Source organism: Actinoplanes sp. NPDC051513 (genome assembly GCF_044454685.1).
Taxonomy (GTDB): Bacteria; Actinomycetota; Actinomycetes; order Mycobacteriales; family Micromonosporaceae; genus Actinoplanes.
The window spans coordinates 284,611-309,418 of sequence record NZ_JBITDW010000004.1; the positions used below are offsets into that span (position 1 = coordinate 284,611).

The 24,808-nt window shown below is 71.6% G+C and carries 23 protein-coding genes; 19 read left to right on the plus strand and 4 right to left on the minus strand.

Annotated features, from left to right (window positions below; genetic code table 11):
* Both ACIA5D_RS15780 and ACIA5D_RS15785 read left to right on the plus strand, forming a co-directional pair.
* Complete coding sequence (locus tag ACIA5D_RS15780) at positions 1-1,896, plus strand: ATP-binding protein (RefSeq protein WP_396030619.1); 1,896 nt, start codon at positions 1-3, stop codon at positions 1,894-1,896.
* A gap of 8 nt (positions 1,897-1,904) precedes the next feature.
* The gene (locus ACIA5D_RS15785; RefSeq protein ID WP_396030620.1) at positions 1,905-2,471 is read left to right on the plus strand and encodes a DUF4255 domain-containing protein; all 567 of its coding nucleotides are present in this window, start codon (positions 1,905-1,907) and stop codon (positions 2,469-2,471) included.
* A gap of 5 nt (positions 2,472-2,476) precedes the next feature.
* Here ACIA5D_RS15785 and ACIA5D_RS15790 read toward each other — a convergent pair whose 3' ends face one another.
* Positions 2,477-6,142: a DUF4157 domain-containing protein gene (locus ACIA5D_RS15790; RefSeq protein WP_396030621.1), complete on the minus strand. Its 3,666-nt coding sequence runs from the start codon at positions 6,140-6,142 to the stop codon at positions 2,477-2,479.
* Positions 6,143-6,307: 165 nt separating this feature from the next.
* Here ACIA5D_RS15790 and ACIA5D_RS15795 point away from each other — a divergent pair, with 165 nt between their 5' ends.
* From ACIA5D_RS15795 to ACIA5D_RS15860, 14 genes are read left to right on the plus strand one after another with little or no spacing between them, the layout of a single operon-like run.
* Complete coding sequence (locus tag ACIA5D_RS15795) at positions 6,308-6,640, plus strand: hypothetical protein (RefSeq protein ID WP_396030622.1); 333 nt, start codon at positions 6,308-6,310, stop codon at positions 6,638-6,640.
* A gap of 16 nt (positions 6,641-6,656) precedes the next feature.
* Positions 6,657-8,303 (plus strand): phage tail sheath family protein, encoded by a 1,647-nt coding sequence (locus tag ACIA5D_RS15800; protein WP_396030623.1) that lies wholly within the window; start codon positions 6,657-6,659, stop codon positions 8,301-8,303.
* A 24-nt stretch (positions 8,304-8,327) separates the two neighbouring features.
* Positions 8,328-8,747, plus strand: a complete 420-nt coding sequence (locus ACIA5D_RS15805) for a phage tail protein (protein ID WP_396030624.1) — start codon at positions 8,328-8,330, stop codon at positions 8,745-8,747.
* On the plus strand, positions 8,744-9,103 hold the full coding sequence (locus tag ACIA5D_RS15810) for a hypothetical protein (protein WP_396030625.1): 360 nt from the start codon (positions 8,744-8,746) through the stop codon (positions 9,101-9,103). The genes ACIA5D_RS15805 and ACIA5D_RS15810 overlap by 4 nt, the downstream gene beginning before the upstream one ends.
* Complete coding sequence (locus ACIA5D_RS15815; protein WP_378972607.1) at positions 9,085-9,270, plus strand: DUF6760 family protein; 186 nt, start codon at positions 9,085-9,087, stop codon at positions 9,268-9,270. The genes ACIA5D_RS15810 and ACIA5D_RS15815 overlap by 19 nt, the downstream gene beginning before the upstream one ends.
* Positions 9,263-9,721 carry a phage tail protein gene (locus ACIA5D_RS15820; RefSeq protein WP_396030626.1) on the plus strand — a complete coding sequence of 153 codons (459 nt, stop codon included), beginning with the start codon at positions 9,263-9,265 and terminating at the stop codon, positions 9,719-9,721. Before ACIA5D_RS15815 ends, ACIA5D_RS15820 begins: the two co-directional genes overlap by 8 nt.
* Entirely contained in the window at positions 9,699-12,122 is a 2,424-nt protein-coding gene (locus tag ACIA5D_RS15825; protein ID WP_396030627.1) for a DUF4157 domain-containing protein, read from the plus strand. The genes ACIA5D_RS15820 and ACIA5D_RS15825 overlap by 23 nt, the downstream gene beginning before the upstream one ends.
* A gap of 31 nt (positions 12,123-12,153) precedes the next feature.
* Positions 12,154-12,831 (plus strand): LysM peptidoglycan-binding domain-containing protein, encoded by a 678-nt coding sequence (locus tag ACIA5D_RS15830; RefSeq protein WP_396030628.1) that lies wholly within the window; start codon positions 12,154-12,156, stop codon positions 12,829-12,831.
* Positions 12,824-14,479 carry a VgrG-related protein gene (locus ACIA5D_RS15835; protein WP_396030629.1) on the plus strand — a complete coding sequence of 552 codons (1,656 nt, stop codon included), beginning with the start codon at positions 12,824-12,826 and terminating at the stop codon, positions 14,477-14,479. The genes ACIA5D_RS15830 and ACIA5D_RS15835 overlap by 8 nt, the downstream gene beginning before the upstream one ends.
* Before the next feature lie 15 nt (positions 14,480-14,494).
* Positions 14,495-14,884, plus strand: coding sequence for a PAAR domain-containing protein (locus tag ACIA5D_RS15840; protein ID WP_396030630.1), 390 nt, complete (start codon positions 14,495-14,497; stop codon positions 14,882-14,884).
* A 3-nt stretch (positions 14,885-14,887) separates the two neighbouring features.
* Complete coding sequence (locus tag ACIA5D_RS15845; RefSeq protein WP_396030631.1) at positions 14,888-15,295, plus strand: GPW/gp25 family protein; 408 nt, start codon at positions 14,888-14,890, stop codon at positions 15,293-15,295.
* Positions 15,292-17,250: a putative baseplate assembly protein gene (locus ACIA5D_RS15850; RefSeq protein ID WP_396030632.1), complete on the plus strand. Its 1,959-nt coding sequence runs from the start codon at positions 15,292-15,294 to the stop codon at positions 17,248-17,250. The genes ACIA5D_RS15845 and ACIA5D_RS15850 overlap by 4 nt, the downstream gene beginning before the upstream one ends.
* A complete protein-coding gene (locus ACIA5D_RS15855; protein WP_396030633.1) occupies positions 17,247-17,810 on the plus strand; it encodes a phage tail protein in 564 nt (187 codons plus the stop codon). The genes ACIA5D_RS15850 and ACIA5D_RS15855 overlap by 4 nt, the downstream gene beginning before the upstream one ends.
* Positions 17,803-18,312 (plus strand): hypothetical protein, encoded by a 510-nt coding sequence (locus tag ACIA5D_RS15860; RefSeq protein WP_396030634.1) that lies wholly within the window; start codon positions 17,803-17,805, stop codon positions 18,310-18,312. The genes ACIA5D_RS15855 and ACIA5D_RS15860 overlap by 8 nt, the downstream gene beginning before the upstream one ends.
* A gap of 5 nt (positions 18,313-18,317) precedes the next feature.
* Here the strand turns inward: ACIA5D_RS15860 and ACIA5D_RS15865 are convergent, their stop codons facing one another.
* Positions 18,318-19,565, minus strand: coding sequence for a cytochrome P450 (locus ACIA5D_RS15865; protein ID WP_396030635.1), 1,248 nt, complete (start codon positions 19,563-19,565; stop codon positions 18,318-18,320).
* Between the two features lie 74 nt (positions 19,566-19,639).
* Here ACIA5D_RS15865 and ACIA5D_RS15870 point away from each other — a divergent pair, with 74 nt between their 5' ends.
* Genes ACIA5D_RS15870 through ACIA5D_RS15880 form a run of 3 tightly spaced genes read left to right on the plus strand, consistent with a single transcriptional unit; the run spans position 19,640 to position 22,832 of the window.
* Positions 19,640-21,127, plus strand: a complete 1,488-nt coding sequence (locus tag ACIA5D_RS15870; RefSeq protein WP_396030636.1) for an NAD(P)-binding domain-containing protein — start codon at positions 19,640-19,642, stop codon at positions 21,125-21,127.
* Positions 21,124-22,173: an alpha-hydroxy acid oxidase gene (locus ACIA5D_RS15875; protein WP_396030637.1), complete on the plus strand. Its 1,050-nt coding sequence runs from the start codon at positions 21,124-21,126 to the stop codon at positions 22,171-22,173. Before ACIA5D_RS15870 ends, ACIA5D_RS15875 begins: the two co-directional genes overlap by 4 nt.
* Positions 22,170-22,832 (plus strand): sulfotransferase family protein, encoded by a 663-nt coding sequence (locus ACIA5D_RS15880; protein WP_396030638.1) that lies wholly within the window; start codon positions 22,170-22,172, stop codon positions 22,830-22,832. The genes ACIA5D_RS15875 and ACIA5D_RS15880 overlap by 4 nt, the downstream gene beginning before the upstream one ends.
* Positions 22,833-22,839: 7 nt before the next feature.
* Here ACIA5D_RS15880 and ACIA5D_RS15885 read toward each other — a convergent pair whose 3' ends face one another.
* Complete coding sequence (locus ACIA5D_RS15885) at positions 22,840-23,391, minus strand: RNA polymerase sigma factor (RefSeq protein WP_396030639.1); 552 nt, start codon at positions 23,389-23,391, stop codon at positions 22,840-22,842.
* The gene (locus ACIA5D_RS15890) at positions 23,388-24,803 is read right to left on the minus strand and encodes a class I adenylate-forming enzyme family protein (RefSeq protein ID WP_396030640.1); all 1,416 of its coding nucleotides are present in this window, start codon (positions 24,801-24,803) and stop codon (positions 23,388-23,390) included. The genes ACIA5D_RS15885 and ACIA5D_RS15890 overlap by 4 nt, the downstream gene beginning before the upstream one ends.
* Between the last annotated feature and the right edge of the window lie 5 nt (positions 24,804-24,808).

A 24,808-nucleotide genomic window follows, 5' to 3' on the forward strand; every position in this document is an offset into this window, starting at 1 on the left:
GTGGTCGAGCCCTGGACCGTCCTGGCCGACGCGCTCCTGCAGCGCGAGGCCCTGATCTGCCGCCTCGCCGAGGGGCGGCCCCCGCGCGACTTCGCGGGGCTCTACGTCGCCGACGACGAGGTCGAGCGGCTGCTCGGGACGCTGCCCGGCCTCGACGGCCCCGGCGCCGAACGGGTCGAGGCGGTCCGCGCCGGCGCGGCGGCCCCGGTCGTGAAGGCCCGCGCGGCGTTCGAGTCGGCCGGCCTCTTCGGCGAGGTCACCCGCAGCGCGGGCCTTTCGCAGAGCGAGGCCGAGGTTCTCGCCCTGCTGCTCGCCGTCGAGATGTCCCCGGCGAGGCAGCGGCTGGTCGCGTACATCCAGGACTCGGTGCAGCTGCCGCGCCTGACCCTGTCCACCCTGAACCGCATCTTCTTCGAGGACGACCACGTCGGCGCGCGGGCCCTCGCCCCCGGGGGCGGCCTGGTCCGCGCGGCCCTGGCCAGGCTCACCGGCGACGGCCCGTGGGCGACACAGACCGCCGAGCCGGCCGCCCGCCTGGTCTGGCATCTCCACGGCGACGACTCACCCGACCCGGCCCTGCCGCCGGGCACCTCGACCCGGCCAGGGAGCATTTCCGACAAGGCGGAATTGCTGCTCGTGCACGGCGGCGATCGCGAGTCGCGCCTGCACGCGCTCGGCGACCGTAGCCTCCTGATCGTCGCGCCCCCCGAGACCGACGTGGCCTGGCAGGCGGTGGTGCGGGAAGCGACGATCACCCGGTCCGCCGTGGTTGTCGATCTGGCCGGTCCGATCACCCCGGCGGGCAGCGATGTGGTCCTGCGGGCAACCCACCTGGGCTGGGTCCTCTCCTCCCAGGGCGAGCAGCCCCTCGAGTCCGTCCCCGACCGCCCCTGGCGCGAGATCGCCGTCCACGACGGCGCCGCGGACACCGACGACTGGCAGAAGGCGATGGGCCGCGACCCCGACCCCGCCTACCGCCTCAGCCGCGAACAGCTGCGCCTCGTCGCCGCCGCGGCCGGCGCCGACGGCGGCCTGGTCGCCCCGGCCGTACGCCGCCTCGCCGGCGGTCACCTCGACGGCGTGGCCGTCCGCATCCGCCCCCGCCGGGCCTGGGACGACCTGATCCTCCCGCCCGAGGAAGCCACCCAGCTCCGCGAGCTGGCCTCGCGCCACCGCGAGCGCGACACCGTCTACGGCCGATGGCAGTTCCGCGCCACCGCCAGCACCGGCGTCGTAGCCCTCTTCGCCGGCCCGTCCGGCACCGGCAAGACCCTGGCCGCCGAGGTCGTGGCCGGCGAGCTCGGCCTCGACCTCTACAAGGTCGACCTCTCCGCGGTGGTCAGCAAGTACATCGGCGAGACCGAGAAGAACCTGGAACGCATCTTCGGCGCCGCGGCCGCCGGCGACCTGGTGCTGTTCTTCGACGAGGCCGACGCCCTGTTCGGCAAGCGCTCCGAGGTCAGCGACGCCCACGACCGGTACGCGAACATCGAGGTCGCCTACCTGCTGCAGCGCCTGGAGACCTACGACGGCCTGGTCGTGCTGGCCACCAACCTGCAGCGCAACATCGACCCCGCGTTCCTGCGCCGCATCTCGGTGGCGATCGACTTCGTGCCGCCCGAGGAGCCCGAGCGCCGCCAGATCTGGCAGCGCACCTTCCCGCCGACCGCCCCGGTCGCCGACGACCTCGATGTCGACTTCCTGGCCCGCCAGTTCAAGATCACCGGTGGCGTGATCAGCAACGCCGCGCTCGGCGCCGCGTTCCTGGCCGCTGCCGAGGACAGTCCGATCACCATGCGTCACGCGGTCCTGTCGGTGAAGCGCGAGTTCCAGAAGTTGGGCCGGCTGCGCACCGAGAAAGAGTTCGACCGCTACTTCGACCTGGTCAAAGAGTAGGGACGCCCATGCTGCACCTGCTGGATGAGACGCTCGAGGCGTTCCTGCGCGACGTCGTGCCGCTGCCGGCCCGCGACGTCGACATCGCCTTCGAGGCCCCGGACGGCGAGTGGTCGGCCGCGCTGTCCAGCAAGCCGACCGTCGACCTGTACCTGTGGGACATCCGCCCCAACCTGGCCGAGCGGGACTTCGGCGAGCAGATCATCGAGGAGCAGGACGGGCGTCGCTTCCGGCGGGATCCGCTGCCGCGGGTGGACTGCCGGTATCTGGTGACCGCTTGGACCAGCGAGGTGCGCGACGAGCATTCGCTGCTCGGCGATGTGCTGAACGCGCTGCTGCTGCATCCGGTGATCAGCAAAGAGCATCTGACGGGTGCGTTCGCCGAGGTGCGGCCGCTTCCGTCGTTGCGCCTGCGCAGCGGCGACGGCAGCGAGAACTCGGATTTCTGGTCGGCCCTGGGCGGCCAGCTCAAGCCTGGTCTCGATCTTGTGGTGACGGTGACCGTCGATGCCGCTCTGCGGGCTGTGGCCGGGCCGCCTACTCAGACGATCACGGTGCAGGCCAAGGACCGCTGAGAGCCCTAAACCAGCACCGACATCTTCTCGTAGTGGGCGAACGCCTCCTTGCGCTGCTTCTCCTTCTCGGCGTTGGTCAGCGCGACCGGCGCGCACGAGCCCAGCTTCCACGCCGAGGCAACCGCCGCCACGTCTTCGACAGTCGTGCAGTTGGCCAGCAACTGCTTGGTCTCGCGGTCGTACCCGAAGAACGCCTTGTCCCACGAGATGAGCCGCTCGAACTCGCCGGCCACGCCCGCCAGCGACGCCGCGCAGTGGCTGCACGGGCTCAGGTTGATCTGGATCTCGACCTTGACCAGGCCGTCGGGGCGCTCGGTGCGGAACCAGTCGAGGAACTGCCGCTCGGCGTGGCTGTCGTTGGTGTCGGGGACCGGCGTGCCCGTGTTCCAGCTCGCCAGCTTCACCTTTGTCGCGCCCTCGGGAGGCTTGAGCATCAGCAGGCCGCGCCCGCCGCCGCCCATCTTTCCGCGGCCGGGCAGCATGTTCGATGGCGGCGGCGCGATCAGCGCGGCCTTCTGCTGGCCGAACTCGTCGGGAGTCTCGCTGCCGCCGCGGCCCTTGGGCACCTTGTCGTCGTAGAAGGCTTGGCCGCCGGCAAAATCGGACGCCGCCTCGACGTCGGCGAAGTGCATGGTGACGCGCAGCCGGCAGGTGGCCATGGGGGTCTTCGCGGCCGGCGGGCCGGTCTTCTTGCCGACCTTCACCTTGGGGCTGGCCGCCGCCATCAGGAAGGAGTTGCCGGCCTCGTCGTACGGCGTGAACTCCAGCATCGACAGGCCCTGCGGGGCCAGCTCGGCCCGGATCGCGGCGAGCGCCGCCTCCATCTTCGCCTCGTCGTCGAGCCCGGACAGCGCGGCGGCCGCCTTCTCGCCGGCGATCGCGCGCACGTCGTTCGGATCGGCCGCCTTCTCGTCGGCGGGCGGGCCGCCCAGGCCGAGCGCCGACAGCGCGGACTTCCCCAGCTGCACCGCCTTGGCGAACAACCAGTCGAGGGCCTTGTCGATCAGCTCGCGTAGGTTGCCGATCAGCTCGACCAGCTTCTCGGGTACGTCGCCGAGGCCGACCTGGTTGGCGAGGAACCCGATCGCGACCGGCACCGCCGACGCGAGGCCTCTCTCCACCTTCTGCGCGCCGGCCTGCACGTTGCCGGCGGCCACCGCGGCGAGGGTGGTCACGTAGTCGTTGACGATCAGGAGGATCTCGCGGACGTACTCGATCACGGACTGGACGGCCTTGAAGAACGCGATCGAGCTGTTGACCACGGCCATGATGCCGGTCGGGTCGAGCATCGAGATCAGCTTGACGGTGGCCTTCTGGACGATCTCGCCGACGATCCAGTCCTTGACCATCCCCAGCAGCATGTCCCACAGGTTGCCGAGCTGGCTCTCCACGTGCTTCCAGATCGCGCCGACGCCGTTCTCCTGCACGTCCTTGATGAAGTCGAACGCGCCCTCGGCCATCGCCACGCCCTTGCGCAGCTTGTCGGCGACGTCCGGGCCGACGTGGTCGCCGAGCTTCTTCCAGAGCTTGTCGGCGGTGACGCCGAGGACCTGCAGCACGAGGGTGAGGATCGAGCCGAACGACAGGTCGGGCGGCTTGCCGATGCCGAGCGCGCCGAGCCCGCGGAAGATCCAGTCGGCGAGGCCGGAGAGCAGGTAGCCGACGGACCGGTCGACGAAGCCGAGGAAGCCCTGTTTGAGGGCCTCGAGCATGTTCACGAGGAACGCGACCGGGTCGCGCTTGATGTCCTCGATCGCGGCCATCGCCTTGTCGATGATGCCGCCGAGCAGGTCGGGCGGGAAGTTCATGAGCCGCAGGATCAGCGTGACGACGACCTTTAGCACTTCGCCGGCGAACTCGACGATCCGTCCTAGCGGTTCCCCGAATTTCTCCAATATCCGGACGAAGGCCCCCAGCGGATTGATCAGATCCTCGAGCGACAGCGAATCCCAGATTGCCCGGAATGTTCCGACAATCATGTCGAGGCTGATCCCGAGGCGGCCGATGGCCCCCTCGATCTGCGCGGCGGCGTCGGCTATGACGCCCGCTTCCGCCAATTTCTTGTACGTCGCCTCGCCGCCCGGCAGCAGCGCGATGAACCCGCCGATCAGGTTCTCCGCGGTGCGCGGAACCGCCTTCCCGGTGATCGGGTCCTGCCCGAGGATCACGGTCAGCAGCCGGAACCCGCGCATCTTGGCGCCCTCGCGGCTGAGCCACTCCAGCAGCGCGTCCTTGATGAGCTTCACGACCTCGGTGAGCACTTCGGACGCGAACGAGCCGATCCGCGCGATCAGCCCCTTCGCCCGCGTCGCCAAGGACGACAGGTTGGCCGCGAGCTCACCGATGTTGGCCGGCTGGATCGCCTCCCACCCGGCCTGGAACAGCGCCGACAGCTCACCGAGGATCCCGAGGAACTGCGCGATCCGCGAGTCCAGCCAGTCCGCCGTCTTCTGCAGCGTCCCGCGTTCCCGCATCTGCGCGAGCGCGTCCTGCTTGCCGATCAGCGTGAGGAAGTCGGCGAGGATCTCGACGGTCGACGCCTCGACCGGCGTCCCGCGCAGCGGGTCTTGGTGCAGCACCTTCTTGGCCAGCTCCCACACCGGGGTGCCGACCAGGTGCTTCTCGGCCAGGCCGACCGCGGCGTCGCGGATCAGCTGCACGATCGCGTCGTAGATCCCCTTCACGAACGCGAGGGCGTCGGCGTAGAGCCCGCTCACGTGGCGCCGCACGATGACGATGGCGCCTTCGGGGTCGGTGAGGTCGATCTCCTTCCACGCCTGGTCCACTTCGGCCTGGATGCGTTGCAGCGTCAGGTTGTGCTGCCGCAGCCCGTCGTCGATCATGCGGAACGCGCCCTGCACGATCCCCAGCTCGATCAGCTTGCCGGCGACGACGTTCCCGAACGGCACCAGCCCCAGCACGCCGCGGGTCAGGTTCTCGGGGCTGCGATCGACGTTCCGGTTGGCGATCGGGTCGTACCCGGCGACGACCGTCAGCATGTCGTAGCCCGGCACCGTCCGCACGAGGTCGGCGATCGCCCCCGACAGGAAGCCGCCCCCATCCCTCTGCAGCTCTGTCCTCTGCAGCTCTGTGCGGTAGATGCCGACCTGCGTCTGCTGCACCACGTGCGTCGCCTCGTGCGCCATCAGCGGCAGGTCGGCCGCCGACTCGCCCGCGCCGAGGACGATGTGCCCGCCGGCCGTGAACGCCCGCGCTCCCAGCTGCGCCGCCGCCAGCTGGGCCCGCGGGTCGTCGTGAACCTGCACGTTGCGAAGCGGCACGCCCAGATAGGCCTCGATCCGCGCCCGCACATCGTCGGGGATCGCCTTGCCGGGGCCGGGCGACGCGATCGTCCGTTCCAGGCCCGGCGGCAGCTCCGGCGGTTCCCCCGCGTCCGCCGTAGGCGTGACCAGGCGCGAAATTGCCGGCGCGGGGCGGAGTGAATCGCCGTCGACGATCCCGTCTGCGACTTTGTCGGCCTGCCGCTCGTACGCGTCATGGGGTTGCGAGACGGAAAGCTTGGGTTGGGTGAAAAGCCTTGCCATCGCCTGGTTTCCGGCCGTCAGGCCAGACATTTCCTTCGGCTTGCGGGCCACCTGGCCGGCGACGGCGACGGTCGGCCGGGACGGCTGTTCATCGGGGACCGGCCCGTGCCTGTCGGACAGCTTCACCGGCCCACCTCCAGGCTCAGCATCCTGGGCTTGCTTGCCGTTGGACAAGGCTCGAACACGATCGGTGCACCTATGGCTGCACCGGCGCACCTTATGGCCACGCGCATACGCGAGGCAGGCTCATCCATGGCGGCGAATCAGCGGCATCCAAGCGGGGGTGAGGCGATGACGCGGGTCCTCATGGGGGACTTCGAGGCCCTGCACCGCCTCGGTCTCGAGCAGATCCTGCGGGTCGACGGCATCGAGCTCGTCGACACCGCCGGCGACGACGTGCTCGACCGGCTCTGCCAGGCCCTGCCCGACGTGATCGTGCTCGACCTCGACAAGAACTCGACCGGCGATCTGGTCCACGTGATCGTGCACCGGTTCCCGCGGGTCAAGGTCGTGGCCTGCTCGTCGCAGCATCCGATGATGCGCATTTTTCCGCCGTTGCACTACGGGGAGTTCTACGAATCCGACCTTGACCCCGCGCTGCTTACCAGCGCGGTGCAGGCCTGACTAGGGGGAAGACTTCATGGCCGCGTCGTACGGAGCACCGGGCGTCTACATCGAGGAGCAACCCAGCGGCTCCATGCCCATCGAGGGGGTGGGCACCGCGGTCGCCGCGTTCGTCGGTTTCACCGAGCGATACGAGGCCGATCAGGGCGACCCGACCGACCCCTCCGGCGTCAAACCGCAACTGGTCACCAGCTGGCCGCAGTACGAACGGATCTACGGCGGCTTCGTGCGCGGCGCCGTTCTGCCGCACGCCGTGCGCGGCTTCTTCGAGAACGGCGGCGGGAAGGCGTACATCTGCCGCATCCCCACCACCGACGGCGACGGTGAGGGCTTCGGCCGCGGCAAGCCGTCGCTGACCCTGCCCACCGCCGACAAGCCCGACACCCCGAGCCTGCAGCTGTCCGCGGTCGATCCGGGCCGCAACCTCGAGGTCGAGGTCGTCCCGCCGCCTCCGGCGCCCCCGCAGGAGGGCGAGGGCGGCGACGGCGGATCGGGGCACAACGGCGCCGGCGAGTACACGCTGCGCGTCTACGAGGGCGGCACGCTGCGCGAAGAGCTGGGCGGCATCCAGTTCCAGGGCCGCAGCACCCGTACGGTCGAGAAGACGGTCAACGACCGCTCCAAGTTCGTCCGCATCGAGGTGCAGCCGCTGCAGGGCGCGTCGCTCGCCGAGCGCACTCCGGCCGCCGGCCGCTACACGCTCGAGTCGCCGCCGGTGTCCGCGAAATCGGTGACCCCGGCCGACCTCGTCGGCAACGAGAGCGACCGCACCGGCTACCAGGGCCTCGCGATCGCCGAGAACGTCACCATGGTCGCCATCCCCGACCTGATCACGGTCGCCACCAAGGACGACGGCTCGGTCGACGAAGACATGTTCCTCGGGGCGCAGCAGCAGCTCATCGACTTCTGCGAGGCCAGCCACAACAAGATGGCCATCCTCGACACCCCGCCCGGGCTCAACGCGACCCGCGCCCTCGAGTGGCGTGGCCGCCTGGGCCGCGACTCCGCGTTCGCCGCGCTCTACTACCCGAACGTGGTGGTTCCCAACCCGCTCGCCCGGCCCGGCGCCACCAACGGCGAGCTCTACCTGACCGTTCCCACCTCCGGCCACGTGGCCGGCGTGTGGGCCCGCACCGACGCGGCCCGCGGCGTGTGGAAGGCGCCGGCCAACGAGGCGCTGCGCGGCATCGTCCGCCTCGAGAACAACGTAACCAGCGGCGAACAAGACCTGCTCAACCCCGACGGGGTCAACTGCATCCGCGCGTTCGGCAGCTACGGCACCAAGGTCTGGGGCGCGCGCACGCTCGCCAAGACCGATCCGAGCTGGCGCTACATCAACGTCCGGCGGCTGTTCAACTTCGTGGAGGAGTCGATCCAGCGCGGCACCCAGTGGGCGGTCTTCGAGCCGAACGACTTCGACCTGTGGCAGCGGGTCAAGCGGAACATCACCTCGTTCCTGCGCGGCCTGTGGATGCAGGGGGCGCTGGTCGGGGCGACCCCCGAGCAGGCGTTCTACGTGATGTGCGACGAGAGCAACAACCCGGCCTCCTCGGTGGACGAGGGCAAGCTCATCGTCGAGATCGGCATCGCCCCGGTGAAGCCGGCCGAGTTCGTGATTTTCCGGATCAGTCAGTGGCAGGGCGGCGGAGCCGCAACCGAGTGATGGGGGGCCTTCGTGCCTGATTTGATGGCTACTTTCAACTTCGTCCTCGAAATCGGCGGAGTGGAGATGGCGAGCTTCCGCAAGTGCTCCGGCGTCGAGTCGGAGACCGAGACGATCGAGTACAAGGAGGCCACCAAGGACGGGAGGATGCTGATCCGGAAGATGCCCGGGGCGATGAAGTGGAGCGATATCACCCTCGAGCGCCGGATCGACGAGTCCAAGGCCCTCTGGGAATGGCGCAAGCAGGTCGAGGACGGCGACATCGACCAGGCCCGCCGGGACGGCTCGATCGTCATCAAGGACTCGATGAAGGCCGAGGTCGCCCGCTGGAACTTCGAGCGCGGCTGGGTCTCCAAGTGGACCGGCGCCGAGCTCGACGCGGGCGCCAACGAGGTCGCCACCGAAAAGGTGGTCATCACCCACGAAGGGCTCCACCGGGCATGAGCGGGCTTCAGACCGAGTTTCCCTTCACCCTGCCGAAGGGGTACGTCGACGACGACGGCACCTTGCACAAGACCGGCATCATGAGGTTGGCCTGCGCGCGCGACGAGATCGAGCCGCTGCGCGACGGCCGGGTGAAGGAGAACGAGGCGTACGCGACGGTGATCGTGCTCGCCCGGGTGGTGACCCAGCTGGGCACCGTTCAGCGGGTCACCACCAAGACGATCGAGTCGCTGTTCGTCTCCGACTTCTCGTACCTGCAAGACCTGTACCGGATCGTGAACTTCCAGGACCCGAGCATCCTCGAAACCCTGGAGCCCGGCACCCCTTTCCCGCAGACATCGGTGGAGGTGGGTTAGGGCACTACGCGCACGACGAGATCTGGCAGGAGATCGCCTTCCTGGCGTACCACCTGCACTGGGATCTCGACCGGCTGCTCGACCTGGAACACGGCGACCGTATCCGCCTCCTCCGGGAGGTGGGCGGCCTCAATGAACGCGCATGGCAAGGAGTGACGGGTGGCTGACGCGCACACGATCGATCCGCCCTTCGTCGGCAAGTTCATCTTCAAGATCGGCGAGCTGCAGATCGGCGCCTTCACCGAGGTGACCGGTCTCGCCGTCTCCGTCGACGTGGAGGAACTGCCCGAAGGCGGCCAGAACGCGTACACGCACAAGCTGCTCGGCCGCATGCGCTGGCCCAACATCGTGCTCAAGCGTGGGCTGACCGATTCGGACGCCTTGTTCACCTGGATGCTCAAGTTCAGCGGCAACGGCTTCGCCAAGGCAGAGAACAAGGTCACCCCGGAGACGGGCTCGATCAGCGTCCTCAACGCGAAGGGCCAGCCGTTCCGCACGTGGTCGCTCACCGACGTCAAGCCGGTGAAGTGGACGGGTCCGCGCCTCGCGGCGTCGTCGCGAGACCTCGCGATCGAGGAGCTGGAGGTGTGCCACAGTGGCTTCACGGTCGCGAAGTGAGGGCCGCCGCCCGCTGCTGCGGGCCGCCCGCTTCGTCGCCCGCCTCCTGCCCCGGTCCCTGCGGCCGGGGCTGACCGGTTCCACGCGCCGGGGCAGCGGTTCCACCGGGCGGGGGAGCGGTTCCACCGGGCTGGGGAGCGGTTCCACCGGGCGGGGGAGCGGCCCGGCGGTCGGCGCCGGGGTGACCGACGGGCTGCGCGTGCGGGCGCCGTGGTCCCTCGTGCGGTGGTATCGCTCGCTCGTGTCGCGCACGCCCGGCGCAGCGAACGCCGCCGGTGGCGCGGCGGGTCGATCGGCCGTCGTCTCCGGCCGGGAGCGCGCGCAGCTGCCCGGACGCTTCGTCAGCGAGCGCCATGCGGCCAACGGCCCCGGAAGCGCCGCGACCGACAGGTCCGGCCGCCGAGCGGCCGACGTGCTGGGAAATCAAGCGCTTGGCAGGCCCGGAGGCCCGGTGGTCGCCGGGTCCGGGGACCGGGGCGCCGGCGGGCTCGCGGTCGGCGGATCGGCGCGGCCGCTCCGCGTGGCCCGGGCGCCGCTGACGACGCGCGGATCGCTCGTCGGCGCGCCGCCCGGCGGGCCCGACGTGCATCCCGGGCATGACCTCGCGATGGGGCCGGGCATCGGCGCGCTGTTCACCGCGGGCGAGCGCCCGGCTTCCGGCGAGACCACGACGGCGGCGCACGGGTCCGCCGCTTCCGGCGCTTCCGGCGCGAGACCGGCGCCGGGCGCGAAACAGGCGGCTTCCGGTGGGACTGCCGATGCCGGCGGCATCCGGGCCGGCGGGCTCGGCCGACTGGGCCTCGGCGGCGGAGCCCTGGCGTCCGGCGGTCCTGTCGCCCGTGCCGCCGGCGCGAGCGGGCCGACCGTCCACGGCGAGGGCCTGCCGGGCATGGTGGGGTTCGGCCCCGGCGGCTACGGCTTGGCTTCCCTCTCGAACAGCTTCCTCTCTTCGTCCTCCACTTCGGCTCGGACCGCGGCGCCGGGGGCAGCTGTGCCCTCCACCCGGTTGCGCCGCTCGGCGCTCGGTCCCGCCTCGCCCATAGCGACCGCCTCGTCCACGGGGTTCGCCTCGCCCGCGAGGCCGTCCACGGCCGCGACCGGTCCGGCCGCCGGCTCTCCGAGCGCGATGCGGGCCGCGACCGGTCCGGCCGCCGGCTCTCCGGCCGCGATGCGGGCCGCGACCAGTCCCGCTGCCGGCTCGCCGGCCGCGGGCGGCTCGGCCGGCGGGTCCCCGGCCGGTGGGTTCGCGCCGGGCCGCCTCGGCGCCGGTGGCGTCCGGGGGCACGGCCACACCGCCGGCGATCCAGCGGGGCTCGTCACCCGGCACGGCGAGCCGCTCGCCGGCCACCCGGCCGCCGGCCCGACCGTCAGCGACCCCGACGGAGCCGCCGGGCTTCGCGTTCTCGGCGCGGCGTCGCTGCCACCGGGCAACGTCCCGGATCCGTCCGGGGCCGTCGTGGCCAGCCCGGCCGTGGGGCACCGTGTCGGACCACCCACTCCCTCGTCCGCACTCGCAGGGGCGGGCCGCACGCCGCGACAGCGCTGGGAGACCGCCGTCGCGGCACGGCCGCTGGAGGCGCCCCGCGCGCTGCCGGCCGCCTTTCACGCGATGGCGTCGGCGATCACCGGACGGGCACGGCCGCCACTGTTCACCACGGGCCCCAACACGCGTCACGCGCTCGCCGCGGCCGGGGCCCTGGGCGCGACCACGGGCACCACCGTGCACCTGCCGGCCGTGCCGACATCCGGGCCCGCCGTGTCCGCGGTTCTGGCGCATGAGCTGACGCACACCAAGAGCCCGGTGCGCAGGCCGCGGTTCCTGCTCGGCGGCATGTCGGGCCTGCTCGACGACGACGAGCGTCAGGCCCTCGCGGCCGGCCGCGAGAGTCTGTCGTCGCTCGGACAGGGCGCTTCCGGGCTGGCATCGTCGGCGCTGAGCCAGGGTTCGAGCGCCGGCGCCGGCATCGTCGATTCGCTCCCGGTGGGCGGCGGTGGGCTCGGCGCGGTCAGCGAGGTGGCTACTCGCGCCGCCCGGGCGGCCGTCATCGAGGCGGCCGGCAGCCCGATGGGCAGCGCCTTCTCCGGGCTGGCGGGCTCGGGCGGAGATGCGTTCTCGGGGATGGCGGGCGGCGCGATGTCCGAGCTTCAAGGTGCCGCGGGCAACGCCTTGTCCGGGCTGCAGAACGCGGCGGGCAGCGCCGTCGGCGACGCCGCCGAGGGCGCGGCGTCCGCGGTGAGCGACGCGGCCGGCGGCGTGAGCAACGTCGTCGGCGGGCTGCCGGGCGCGGGAGCGGCGGGGGCGGGGAAGCCCCTGGACCCGGACCAGGTCGTCGAGATCGTCGAGCGTCGCCTCCTGCGCGAGATCGAGCGCCGGGGCGGCCGTTGGGCGGGGATGTTCTGATGGTGACCGAGCGAGCGAGGCGGGGATTCTGATGGCACAGCCGACGGCGCCGGCCAAGGCGGAGCTGCGGACCGAGAACAACGAAGTGATTCCGCTGTTGTTCAATCCGGCCGAGCTGACCATCACCAAGTCCGCCTCGTGGAACTCGGCCGAGAGCAAAGGCAACAACGCGCCGCTGCTGAAGTTCTCGGCGGGTCAGCCGGGCACGCTCGCGCTCAGCATCACGCTGGACACCACCGACAAGGGGACCAGCGTCACCGAGCACACCGACAAGCTGCTCAAGCTGGTGACCGTCGACCCGAAGCTGCCGGGGTCGGACAAGAGCCGCAACAAGGCACGGCCGCCGTGGGTGACGTTCCATTGGGGGCCGTTGCACTCGTTCAAGGCGGTGGTCGAGCGGCTCACGCTGAAGTTCACCTACTTCGCGGCGAATGGGATGCCGCTGCGGGCCAAGGCCGACCTGTCGCTCAAGCAGTACGAGGACGAGGCGGTCAAGCCGCTGCAGAACCCGACGTCGCACACGCCCTCGCTGCAGACCGTGCACCGGGTCAACCACGGCGAGACGCTCGACCGGCTCGCCGCGCGGCACTACGCCGATTCGACGCGGTGGCGGCTGATCGCCGAGGCCAACAACGTGGTCGACCCGCTCGCGCTGGAGCCGGGCACGCTGCTGATCATTCCCGAGCTTCCGGTGCGGCGCCGTGGCTGAGGAGAAGCGCCGCCTCGACGGGGTCGTGCTCACCTTCGACGGCAAGCCGCTCCAACCCGAGACGTACCCGCAGGTCGCGCTCGTGCGGGTGGAGGAGTCCGTGCTGCTGCCGGACTACTTCGCGATCCACTTCGACGACGCGCATTTCGAGCTGTTCGACAAGGGGCAGTTCACGATCGGCACCCGGGTGGAGATCGCGTTCCGGGCCGAGGGCGACCCGGTGGTGGTGACCACGGGCGAGGTGACCGCGATCAGCATCGAGCCGGGCGCGTCGGGGCGGCACGAGCTGATCCTCACCGGCTTCGACCTCACCCACCGGCTGGCCCGGGTCGCGAAGTCGCGCAGCTTCCAGCGGGTCACCGACGCCGACATCGCCACCCGCATCGCCGGCGAGTACGGCCTGGACGCCGAGGTCGACGCGACCGGCGCCACCCACGACTACGTGCTGCAGGCCGGCGAGACCGACTACGCGTTCCTGCGCCGGCGGGCCGCCCGGATCGGCTTCGACGTGTGGGTGAGCGAGAAGAAGTTCTACTTCAAGAAGGCGCCCCGCTCGACCGCCACGCCGCCGAAGCTCGTGTACGGCAAGAACCTCTCGCGGTTCAGCACCCGCTTCTCGGCGGCCGAGCGCAGCGACGAGGTGGAGATCCGCGGCTGGGACAACCTCGGCAAGGAGGCGATCACCGGCCGCTCGGAGACGCTCGACCCGGGCACCGACGCGCCGGCCGCCCAGGAGTTCACCGACGCGGCGAAGCGCGCGTTCGGCCGGGTCAAGCGCAACGCCGGCCAGTTCCCGGTCACCGACCAGGCCGAGGCCGACGCGCTCGCCGGGTCGCTGCTGCTGCGCGCCTCCGGCGAGGAGGTGGTGCTGCGCGGCGAGGCGGCCGGCGATCCGCTGATCGGGGCCGGCGCCAAGGTGAGCGTCGAGGGCGTCGGCTCGCGGATGACCGGCAAGTACCGGGTCACCGGCGTCGAGCACTCGTACGGCGCGACCCGGCCGTACCTGACCCGCTTCGTCTGCGGCGGCAAGGAGCCGGCCGGCCTGGCCGACCTGACCGGCGGCGGAGGCGGCGCCATGACCGAGAAGCGCGGCTGGTCCGGCCTGGTCGTCGGGATCGTCACCAACAACGACGACCCCGAGAAGCTGGGCCGCGTACGCGTGAAGTTCCCGACCCTGTCGCAGGACGACGAGAGCGCCTGGTCGCGGGTCGCCACCCCGGGCGGCGGCAAGCAGCGTGGCCTGCAGTGGATCCCCGAGGTCGACGACGAGGTCCTCGTGGGTTTCGAGCTCGACGACACGACCCGCCCGGTGGTCCTCGGCGGCCTGTGGAACCGCAAGGACACGCCGCCCGACCCCGGCGCGGTCGGCGGGGGAGTGGTCAAGCAGCGGATGCTGGTGTCCCGCAAGGACTCCCGCATGGTGTTCGACGACGAGAAGCCTTTCGTCGAGGTCACGGTGGGCGGCACGCCGTGCCTGCTGCACCTCGAGAAGCCGGAGTCCCGGCTCGCCGGCGATCAGAAACTCGTCCTGACCGCCACCAACATCGAGATCAAGGCGACCTCGAAGCTCACGCTGTCCGGCGCCCAGATCGAGATCACCGCGTCCGGCCCGCTCACCACGTCCGGCAAGCCGATCAAGCTCAACTAGGGGGGAGGGACCACCATGCCGCAACCGGCGGCCCGCCAGAACGACCCGGTCACCGGGACCGACATCCACATCCTCATGGTCCCGTCGCCCGGCGGCCCGGTGCCCACGCCCACCCCGCTGCCCTACGTCGGCCAGCTCATGCTCCAGCTCTCCACCGACGTGATGATCAACGGCCGCCCGGCCGCCACCCAGGGCAGCAAGTCCACGCAGACCCCGCACATCCCGCCGTTCCCGTTCCAGCGCCCGCCCACCAACCAGGGCACGGTGGTCATCGGCTCGCCCACGGTCCTGGTCAACGGCAAGCCCCTGGCCCGGATGGGCGACCAGGTCGCGACCTGCAACGACCCGGTCGACGCCCCGGTCAGCGTGATCAGCGCCGGCTCGCCCGACGTCCTGGTGGCCTGAACGATGGCGAGCGACGACTTCATCGGCAACGGCTGGGCCTTCCCCGCCGCGATCAACCGCAACGGCAGCGTACGTCTCGTGACCGGCACCGAGGAGGTGGACGCGGCCATCCGCATGATCCTCTCGACCGTGCCGGGCGAGCGGGTGATGCGCCCCGACTTCGGCTGCGCCATGTGGCAGTTGCTGTTCGCGCCGCTGACCTCCGGCACCCTCGGCCTGATCGAGCAGTACGTCCGCGAGTCGATCGAGCGCTGGGAGCCGAGGGTCGAGATCGAGGGCGTGCAGGCCATCGGCGAGCAGGAGACGGGCACGGTGCACATCACCGTCGCCTACCGCGTGAAGTCCACCAACGACGTACGCAATCTGGTTTTTCCGTTCTACACGATTCCGACCGAGGAGCCGGCGCCATGAGCCTCCCTGCACCCGATCTCGACGATCGGCGGTTCCAGGACATCGTCGACGAGGCGAAACGGCGGATCAACCGGCTCTGCCCGGACTGGACCGACCACAACGTCTCCGACCCCGGCGTCGCGCTGATCGAGTTGTTCGCCTGGATGACCGAGATGACGCTGTACCGGCTCAACCAGGTGCCCGACCGGCTCTACATCAAGTTCCTCGAGCTGGTCGGCGTCGAGCTGTTCTCGGCCGTGCCGGCCCGCGCCGACCTGCTGTTCCGGCTGACCGCCCCGCGCGACGAGGCGGTCCGCGTCCCGGCCGGCACCCAGGTCAGCACCGAGCGCCGCGACGACGAGGCCCCGATCGTCTTCCTGACCGACGCCGAGATGCAGGTGACCCCGCCCAAGCTGGTCGCCTGCCTCACCCACACCGGCGAGCGCTACGCCGACCACTACGAGGAACTGCGCCGCGAGGCCGCTACCGTGCAGCTGTTCCCGACGTTGCAGCCCGACGAGGCCGTCTACTTCGGACTGCAGGACTCGGCCGCCGGCAACCTGCTGCGCCTCGACGTGACGACCGGCCCCGAGGGCGCCGGCGTCGACCCTCGACGGCCGCCGCGCGTCTGGGAGGCCTGGGACGGACAGGCCTGGAAGGACGTGCGGATCCTCGACGACACCAGCGCCGGCTTCAACAGCACCGGCGAGGTGACGCTGCTGCTCCCGATGCGGCACGAGGCGCTCGCGATCGGCTCCCGCCGGGCGTTCTGGCTGCGCTGCCGGCTCATCCAGGCGGCCGAGGGGCAGCCCGAGTACACCAACCCGCCGATCCTCGAGCAGCTCTCCGCGGTCGCGCTCGGCGGCGCCGTCTCCGCGCACCACGCCGAGCCCGCCCCCGCCGAGCTGCTCGGCGGGAGCAACGGCCGCCCCGGCCAGGTGTTCCAGGTGCGCCGCATCCCGGTGCTGCCGCGCCGGTACGACGAGACCGTCCGGGTCGTGCTGCCCCGCCACGAGCGCATCGGCGAGCCCGAGGAGCAGGAGTGGACCGAGGTCGCCGACCTGGCCGACGCCGACGAGGACGACCGCGTCTTCACGTGGTCGGGCGCCACCGGCGAGGTCCGCTTCGGGCCGCGGGTGCTCGACCGCGAGGGCCGGGTCTGGCAGCACGGCGCGATCCCGCCGATCGACTCGCAGATCTACGTGACCGGCTACCGCTTCGGCGGCGGGCGGCGCGGCAACGTCCCCGCCGACCGGCTGACGATCCTGCACACGTCGATCCCGTTCGTGGCCGGGGTGACCAACCTCGACCCGTCGACCGGCGGCGTCGACGCCGAGACGGTGGAGAACGCCAAGGTGCGCGGCCCGATGCTGCTGCGCGGCGGCCGGCGCGCGGTGACGGCCGAGGACGTCGAGCGCCTCACCCTCGACGCCGCGCCGAGCGTCGCGCGCGCCCGCTGCCTGCCGCCGACCAACCCGTCCGAGCCCGCCCGGCTGCTGGTCGTGCCCCGCATCGACGTCGCGCCGGAGAACCTCATACTCGATGATCTTGCTCTTTCCGACGAGCTGGAGGAGCAGATCAAGGCCTACCTCGAGCCCCGCCGCCTGCTGACGATGCGGCTGCGCATCGACACCCCGAGGTATCAGGGGGTCAAGGTGGTCGCCGAGGTCCGGGCCGCGCCGGGGGTACGGACGGAGACCGTACGCGAGCGAGCCGAGCGCGCCCTCTACGAATACCTCAATCCGCTCACCGGCGGGCCCAGCGGCCAGGGCTGGCCGTTCGACACCGATCTGCGGCTCGGCGATGTCTACGGCGTGCTGCACGGCTCGTTCGGGGTGCAGGGCGTCGAAGCGGTGCACTTCTTCTCCGCCGATCTGCGGCGCAAGCGCACGCTCGATCAGGTGGAGCAACGGTTGCGCCTGCTGCCGGAATCGCTGTTCATGTCGTACGAGCACCGGGTGGTGGTCCAGCAATGACCGCGCGCTCCGGCTGGCTGGCCGAGCAGCTGCCCCGGGTGATGGGCAACGACCCGGTGCTGCGCGACTTCGTCGCGGCTTTCGAGCAGGTGCACGACAGCGTACGCGAGCGGATCGACGCCATCGAATACCAGGTCGACACCGGCCTCGCGAGCCCCGAGATGCTCGCCTTCCTCGGCTCCTGGCTCGGTGTGATGCTGGAGCCGACCGACCCGGCCGACTACCGCCGGTCCCTGGTCCGCGAGGTCGGCAAGCTCCTCGGCTGGCGCGGCACCCGCTTCGGCGTGGAGGCACTGCTGCAGGCCGCCACCGGCGCGCGGGTCACCGTGATCGACGCCGGCGGCGTGTACGGCGGAGACGACAAGATCCCGCCGCCCGACCCGGTGGTGACCGTCCAGATGGACCACACCGGCCACCTCACCGAGAAGCAGGTTCTGGCGTTCCTGCAGAGCGAGCTCCCGCTCGGCGCCAAGGTCCAGCTCGACGTCCGCTTCCAGCCGCAGCCGGCCCGCGGCCGCGCCCGCCCGCCGGCCGTCTCGGAGGGAGACGACAATGCCTGAGATGTACGGCTCGGTCCGCCAGCTTCCCTGCCCCGACTGCGGCAACCCGGTCCACCCCGACCGCGACCAGCTCTGCCCGAACTGCGGGTACCCGCTGATGTTCCTGCGCAAGGGCGGCGGCACCGACGACGCCCAGGCGGTCCCGCGCAGCCCTCGTGGCGGCGACGACGCCACCGGCCTGCGGGTGATGCCCCAGCCGGTCCCGCAGCCCCGCACCGACACCCGCCAGTTCCAGCCCGGCAGTTATGGCGCCCAGCGGGGCCAGCTGCAGTGCCGCAACTGCGGCTACCCCAACGAGCAGGTCCGCGTCCGCTGCGAGCGGTGCGGGTTCGAGCTGAAGCCGGCCCGGCCGCAGGCGCGGCAGCTGGGGCCGGCCTACCAGCCGCAGGCGCCCGCCCGGCGGGGCTGGAACTGGAGCTGGCTGATCATCGTCCTGATCGTGCTGGCCGTCCTCGCCATCCTGGCCCTGGCCGTGACCCTGATCTGGGTCTACCTCGGATAGCACGGTCATCCGCCGGCGGCGGGGCCGGTCCGCTCGAAGTACCGCTCGCACAACCGTTGCCGGCGGGCGTCGCGCACCATGTAGGTCCCGAGCACCAGCTGGGTGACGCTGCGGCCGACATCCTCCCAGCGGTCGCGGAGCCGGAGCCAGGCCAGCCGGGAGCCACGCAGCGGCACGCGGGCGCCGCGCGGTGTCATCAGGCAAGGTCCCCGGTTCGCCAGCGGGCGGGTGTGCGAGGCGCTGGTGGCGAAGGTGAACCGGTCGAGCAGCTCGGCGGCCACCGCCTTGACGGTGATCGGCGCCAGGTGCCAGGCCGGGCACGGGCGGTTGGCGGCGACGCCGAACGGGATGTGCCCGCCCGACCGGTGGAACTCGGGATAGTCGAAGCACAGCACCGACCCGGACGGAATGACCGGGCCGGTGGGCAGCGTGATGGCATCGGTGGTGATCCGGTGCGCGATGCCGAACAGCGGGAAGCGGCGCGACGTCTCCTCGAAGGCCTCGTCGAGGTCGCCGCCGGCCCGCGCGGCCAGCACCATCATCAGGTGCGCGGTCGCCTCGGAGCTCTGCACGACCGCGGTGTTGAAGAACGTGCCCTGCAGGTAGAACACCTGCTCGCGCCGGTCCAGCAGCGCCGGCAGGTCGTGCGGCACGCGGTCGAGCACCCGGTCGAGATGGGCGGTGAGCCGCAGCCGCCGGTCCAGGTGCCGCAGGCCGCAGCACTTCAGCGCGGTGACCACGTCGTCGGCGTTGTCGACGATCAGCCGGCGGGCCTCGGCGCCGGCGGGCTGATCGAAGACCACCCGGTGGTACAGCTCGGCCCAGACCGGCATCACGAGGTCGCGCAGCCGCACGAGTCCGGTCCGGTCCGGCAGCGCGTCCCGTACGCAGTCGGCGGCCAGGCGCTCGGCCTGGTCGCTCGGCATCGACAGGATGCGGCGGGTGCACCGGGCGACCTCGTCGTAGCGCGGCCCGCGCTCCAGGTGTTCCTGATGGACCTCGGCGCCCGGTGACAGCCAGTACCAGAACAGGTCGGACAGCGCGGCCCCCCGGCTGCGTCCGCTCGCCGCCGGATCCGAGTAGACCCGCAGGAACTGGGAGGCATCGACCAGCTCGCCCGGCACGGTGATCCCGGCCGAGCCGTTGATCCGGGCGAACAACCACATCCGGAGCGCGACGACCACGCGGGGCAGCCAGTACGGCAGGCTCGCCGCCACCAGCACCGCCGCGCCCAGGCCAAGCGATATCTCCACACCCGGTGTACCGCCCGGGACGCGGCCAAGGATTCGCCGGAATCCATTCGCGGTCATGACGGGGTATATCTGGCATGGACTATGTCGTGATCGGGGCCGGACCGGCCGGCCTTCAACTCGCGTACCTCCTCGACCGGGCCGGTCATGACTACGTGGTGTTGGAGGCCGGGCCGACCCCGGGCACGTTCTATCGCACGTTCCCCCGGCACCGTCGCATGATCTCGATCAACAAACCGCACACCGGGTGGCACGACCCCGAGAAGGATCTGCGGGTCGATTGGAACTCGCTGCTGTCCGAGGACCCGGAGCTCCGGTTCACCCGGTACACCGGCCGCTACTTCCCGGACGCCGACGACTACATCCGCTACCTCACCGACTTCGGCCGCGGGCTCGCCATCCGGTACGGCCACCGCGTCGCCCGGGTCGACCGGGCCGGCGTGGGGTTCCGGGTGCGGTGCGAGAACGGCGAGGAGCTGACCGCCCGGCGGGTCGTCGTGGCGACCGGCTTCGGCGGGATGAACGTGCCGGCCATCGCGGGCATCGAGACCGCGGAACGCTACTGGGACGTGCCGGTCGAGCCGGCCGGGTTCACCGATCAGCGCGTGCTGATCATCGGTAAGGGCAACTCCGCCTTCGAGACCGCGGACAACCTGGTCGAGCACGCCGCGGTGATCCACGTCGCCGGGCCCCGGTCGATCAACTTCGCCTGGCGGACGCACTTCATCGGACACCTGCGCGCGGTCAACAACAACTTCCTGGACACCTACCAGCTGAAGACCCAGAACATGGTGCTCGACGGCGACATCCTGCGGATCGAGCGACGCGCGGACGACTATCTGGTCACCTTCGCGTACGCCCGGCGCGACAAGGTGGCGCGGCTCGCGTACGACCGGGTCATCGCCTGTACCGGCTTCCGGATGGACGCCTCGATCTTCGCCGACGGTTGCCGGCCCGAGCTGGTCATCAGCGACCGGTTCCCGGCGCTGACCCCGGAGTGGGAGTCGGTGAACGTGCCCGGCCTCTACTTCGCCGGCACGCTGACCCAGTCGCGCGACTTCAAGAAGCACACCAGCGCCTTCATCCACGGCTTCCGCTACGGCGTCCGCGCCCTCGTGCACATGTTGGAGCAGAAGCACCACGGCGTCGAGTGGCCGCACCGGACCCTGCCCCGGGACGCACTCGCCGACGCGGTGCTCGCGCGAATCAACCGTACGTCCGCGCTGTTCCAGCAATTCGGGTTTCTCTGCGACGTCGTCACGCCGGACGGGCGCTACTACGAGGAGATGCCCCGGGACTACGTCCCCTTCGCGGACTGCTGCACGATCGACCTCGAGTACGGCGCGGGCCACGACGCGATCGACCCCTTCGACGTGCCGGCCGGCCGGCGCTGGGAGGACGACCCGGGCCACGAGGAGCGCTATCTGCACCCGGTGGTGCGCCGGTTCCGCGACCACGAGGTGGTCGCGACCCTGCGGCTGCCCGAGGAGATCTGCAACGACTGGACCGACGAGAAGCTCTACCGCGCGCCGCTATCGGCGTTCCTCGAGGAGGCGCCGCAATGACCGTGCAGGCCGGCGCCGGCCCGGTCAACCTGCGCGAGTACGAGGCGGCCGCCCGTGCCTGCCTCGACCCGGTCCACTTCGACTACTTCGCGAGCGGCGCGCAGGACGAGATCACAGTGGCCGCGAACGAGTCCGCGTTCCGCCGCCGCTCGCTCATTCCTCGGGTTCTGCGCGGCTCGGCCGCGCCACGGCTGGAGACCAGCGTGCTGGGCACGGCCGCCTCGATGCCGGTGTGGATCGCACCGACCGCGTTCCACCGGCTGGCCTGCCCGGAGGGCGAGGTCGCGACGGGCCGCGCGGCGGCCGCCGCCGGCGTTCCGATGATCGCGGCCATGCTGTCCACCGTCACCGTCGAGGAGATCGCGGCCACCGGCGCGGCCCTGTGGTTCCAGCTCTACCTCCAGCCCGACCTCGGATTCACCGAGTCGTTGGTGCGGCGGGCCGAGGCGGCCGGTTGCCGGGCGCTGGTCGTCACCGTCGACTCGCCCGCCCTGGGGCGCAACGAGCGGGGAGACCGTAACGACTTCCACGATCTGCCCCCGGGCATCTCGTGCGCGAACATGCGCGGCGACGGCAACGTGCGTCAGGTCGTGCTGTCGCCCGAGATCTCCTGGCAGCACCTGGACTGGCTGCGCGGGGTCACCACGCTGCCGATCCTGCTCAAGGGCGTCCTGCACGCGGACGATGCCCGGCTCGCGGTCGAGCGCGGGGTGGACGGGCTGATCGTGTCCAACCACGGCGGCCGCCAGCTCGACACCACCCCGGCGACCCTCGACCGGCTGCCGGTGATCGCGGACGCGGTGGCCGGCGCCGTGCCGTTGCTGCTCGACGGCGGCGTGCGCCGGGGCACCGACGTCGCCAAGGCGCTGGCGCTGGGCGCCCGGGCGGTCGCGGTCGGGCGCCCGGTGCTGTGGGGGCTGGCGGTCGCGGGGGAGCCGGGCGTCGCGCGGGTGCTGGAGATGCTGCGCGCGGAGTTGGTGAATGCCGTGACCCTGCTCGGGGTCGCGGCGCCGGCCGAGCTGACCCGGGATCAGGTGGAGCCGTGAAGGTCATCGGCGTGGGTGTCGGGCGTACCGGGACGCTCTCGCTCAAGGCCGCGCTGGAGCGGCTGGGTCTCGGACCCTGCTTCCACGGCCGGCACGTGCTCGACCACCCGGACCGGCTGCCGTTGTGGCAGGCCGCCGCGGCCGGCGAGCCGGTGGACTGGGCCGCCGTGTTCGCGGGGTATGCCGCCACGGTGGACTGGCCGGGTGCGGCGTACTGGCGGCAGCTGATCGCCGCGTTCCCGGAAGCGAAGGTCATCCTCACCGTCCGCGAGCCCGAGGGCTGGTACGACAGCGTCGCCGCCACCATCTACCGCATGTTCGGATACGGGACGCCGGACGCGCGGGTGTCGACGGCGCGGACGGTGGTGCCTGGTCTCGGCACGTTCACCGAGTTTCATCGCCGCACGATCTGGGACGGCTTCTTCGGTGGCCGCTTCGCGGATCGCCGGCATGCGATCCGGGTCTTCGAAGAGCACAACAACGCCGTACGCGAAGCCGTGGCGGCCGACCGTTTGCTGACCATCACCCCGGGCACCGGCTGGGCGCCGTTGTGCTCGTTCCTCGGCGTCCCGGCGCCGGACGAGCCGTATCCCCACCTGAACGACCCGGAGAAGTTCTGGGCCAGGGTCGCGGCGAGGATCGGCGAGGCACGGCGGTGACCCGCGATCAGCCGGCGTCGGTGTCGGCGCCGAGCACCAGCCGCAGCCGGGCCAGCCCGCGCCGGATCCGGGTCTTGGCCGTGCCCAGCGGGATGTCCTCCCGTTCCGCTATCTCCCGGGCGGTCAGGCCGTACGCCGTGGCCAGCACGATCGCCCGCGCCTGCCCGGCCGGCAACGAGCGCAGCCCGTCCCGCAGGAGCTCGATCCGTTCATGGTCGGGCTCGTCGGTGTCGACGGCCAGCTCACCGGCCAGCCGCTCGGGTGCGACCGGACAGTCACGGCGCAGCCGGGCCGCGTCGACGGAGACGTTGCGGGCGATGGTCAGCAACCAGGTGCCGGCCCGCCCGCGGCGCGCGTCGTAGCTGGTCGCGTACCGCCATGCCCGCATGAAGGCGTCCTGGGCCACCTCCTCGGCCAGCCCGGCGTCCTGGGTCACCCGCAGCGCCAGCCCGTACACCCGGGACTGATAGCGGCGAACGAAGACCGCCATGGCCATCGGGTCGCCGGAGGCCATGCCCGCGAGGAGTGTCTCGTCGGAGTGCACCACAATAGACTTCACCCACGCGGAGCCATCCCGGTTCGATGGAGCAGCGCCGTCTTGTCGGGCTTGCCACTTGGGTTCATCGGCACATCTCGGACAGCCGTGACGGTCTTGGGCACGCTGTTGGCGCTCAACCGCGACCGCACCAGCGCGACGAGACGAGCCGTATCGGGGGTCCGGTCGCCGGCCGGCACGACGAAGGCGTGGATCGCCTCGCCGGTCAGCGGGTCGGGGGCGCCTACCACGTAGGCCTGGGCCACCTGCGGATCCTCGGTCAGCACCCGTTCGATGGCGCCGGCGTAACAGACCTCGGCGTTGACCAGGATGACGTCGCGCGCCCGGCCGGTCAGGTGCAGCATGCCGCCGGCATCAAGATGCCCGAGATCACGCGTACGCACCCAGCCGTCCACGATCACCTCACCGGTCTCTTCCGGGTCGTCCCAGTAGCCGGCCATCCGATGCGGGCTCCGCACCCGGATCTCGCCGTCCACGATGGCCACGTCGACCCCGGGCAGCGGCCGGCCCACCGAGGCGAGGTGGCCGGCCGCGATGTCCTCCGGCGTGAGGATCGCGATCACCCCGGCCTCACCCTGCCCGTACCCCTGCCAGACGATCGGCCCGAGCCGTCCGGCCGCGGCCCGCAGCAGTTGCGGGCCGGCGGGCGAACCGCCCAGCATCACCGCGCGCAGGCTGCTCAGGCCGGCCCGCGAACGCAAGAGGTCGTGCAGCCGCGCCGGCGGCATGAGCGCCGCGGTGATCCGGTGCCGCTCGATCGCTTCCGGCAGGCTGGTCGATTCCGGAAGCAGCACGGCCGTCCCCCCGACCACCAGGCACCGCCCGAGATAGGTGAACATGACCGGGCTGGCCAGGCTCTCGCTGATCAGGCACCGGGAGAAGGCGGCCAGCAGCCTGGTGAGGACGGGCGCCCATCGGTCCGGCCGATAGGCCAGGCTGATCGCGCGGTACTCGTGCGCGCACGCCTTGGGCTGTCCGGTGCTGCCGCTGGTGTAGGTCAGCCGGGCGATGTCGCCGGCGCGTCCCAGCACGGGCAACGTGCCGCCGGGATCCGGCCGGGCCAGCAGCGCGTCCGGGTGGAGTGCCGGCCGGTCGACCGGCACGTCGGCCACCACCGCGTCGAGGCGGGCGCGGTCCAGCGCCTGCGTGAGCTGCCCCGGGCTCCACCCCGGGCGGGCGGCGGCGACCCGGCAGCCCAGGGCGTGCGCCGCGAGGTGCGCCGCGTACGCCTCCGGGGACAGCGACAGGACCATGCCCACGGCGCGGCCCGGGCCCAGCCCGGCCTCGCCGAGGGCGGCGGTCATCCGGCGCACCATGGACAGGAGCTCACCGCGGGTCACCGTGCGGGCCCGCATGTGCAGGGCCGGCCGGTCAGGGGCGGCCCGCAGCGACGCGAGCACCGTCGCGGGAAACATCCCGG

Excerpts from the sequence above, each read along its gene's own strand:
- ACIA5D_RS15795 (WP_396030622.1), top strand. The coding sequence starts at position 6,308 with ATGACGCGGGTCCTCATGGGGGACTTCGAGGCCCTGCACCGCCTCGGT.
- ACIA5D_RS15890 (WP_396030640.1), bottom strand. The coding sequence starts at position 24,803 with ATGTTTCCCGCGACGGTGCTCGCGTCGCTGCGGGCCGCCCCTGACCGG.
- ACIA5D_RS15845 (WP_396030631.1), top strand. The coding sequence starts at position 14,888 with ATGGCGAGCGACGACTTCATCGGCAACGGCTGGGCCTTCCCCGCCGCG.
- ACIA5D_RS15810 (WP_396030625.1), top strand. The coding sequence starts at position 8,744 with ATGAGCGGGCTTCAGACCGAGTTTCCCTTCACCCTGCCGAAGGGGTAC.
- ACIA5D_RS15830 (WP_396030628.1), top strand. The coding sequence starts at position 12,154 with ATGGCACAGCCGACGGCGCCGGCCAAGGCGGAGCTGCGGACCGAGAAC.
- ACIA5D_RS15870 (WP_396030636.1), top strand. The coding sequence starts at position 19,640 with ATGGACTATGTCGTGATCGGGGCCGGACCGGCCGGCCTTCAACTCGCG.
- ACIA5D_RS15850 (WP_396030632.1), top strand. The coding sequence starts at position 15,292 with ATGAGCCTCCCTGCACCCGATCTCGACGATCGGCGGTTCCAGGACATC.
- ACIA5D_RS15805 (WP_396030624.1), top strand. The coding sequence starts at position 8,328 with ATGGCTACTTTCAACTTCGTCCTCGAAATCGGCGGAGTGGAGATGGCG.
- ACIA5D_RS15875 (WP_396030637.1), top strand. The coding sequence starts at position 21,124 with ATGACCGTGCAGGCCGGCGCCGGCCCGGTCAACCTGCGCGAGTACGAG.
- ACIA5D_RS15800 (WP_396030623.1), top strand. The coding sequence starts at position 6,657 with ATGGCCGCGTCGTACGGAGCACCGGGCGTCTACATCGAGGAGCAACCC.
- ACIA5D_RS15785 (WP_396030620.1), top strand. The coding sequence starts at position 1,905 with ATGCTGCACCTGCTGGATGAGACGCTCGAGGCGTTCCTGCGCGACGTC.
- ACIA5D_RS15840 (WP_396030630.1), top strand. The coding sequence starts at position 14,495 with ATGCCGCAACCGGCGGCCCGCCAGAACGACCCGGTCACCGGGACCGAC.
- ACIA5D_RS15855 (WP_396030633.1), top strand. The coding sequence starts at position 17,247 with ATGACCGCGCGCTCCGGCTGGCTGGCCGAGCAGCTGCCCCGGGTGATG.
- ACIA5D_RS15860 (WP_396030634.1), top strand. The coding sequence starts at position 17,803 with ATGCCTGAGATGTACGGCTCGGTCCGCCAGCTTCCCTGCCCCGACTGC.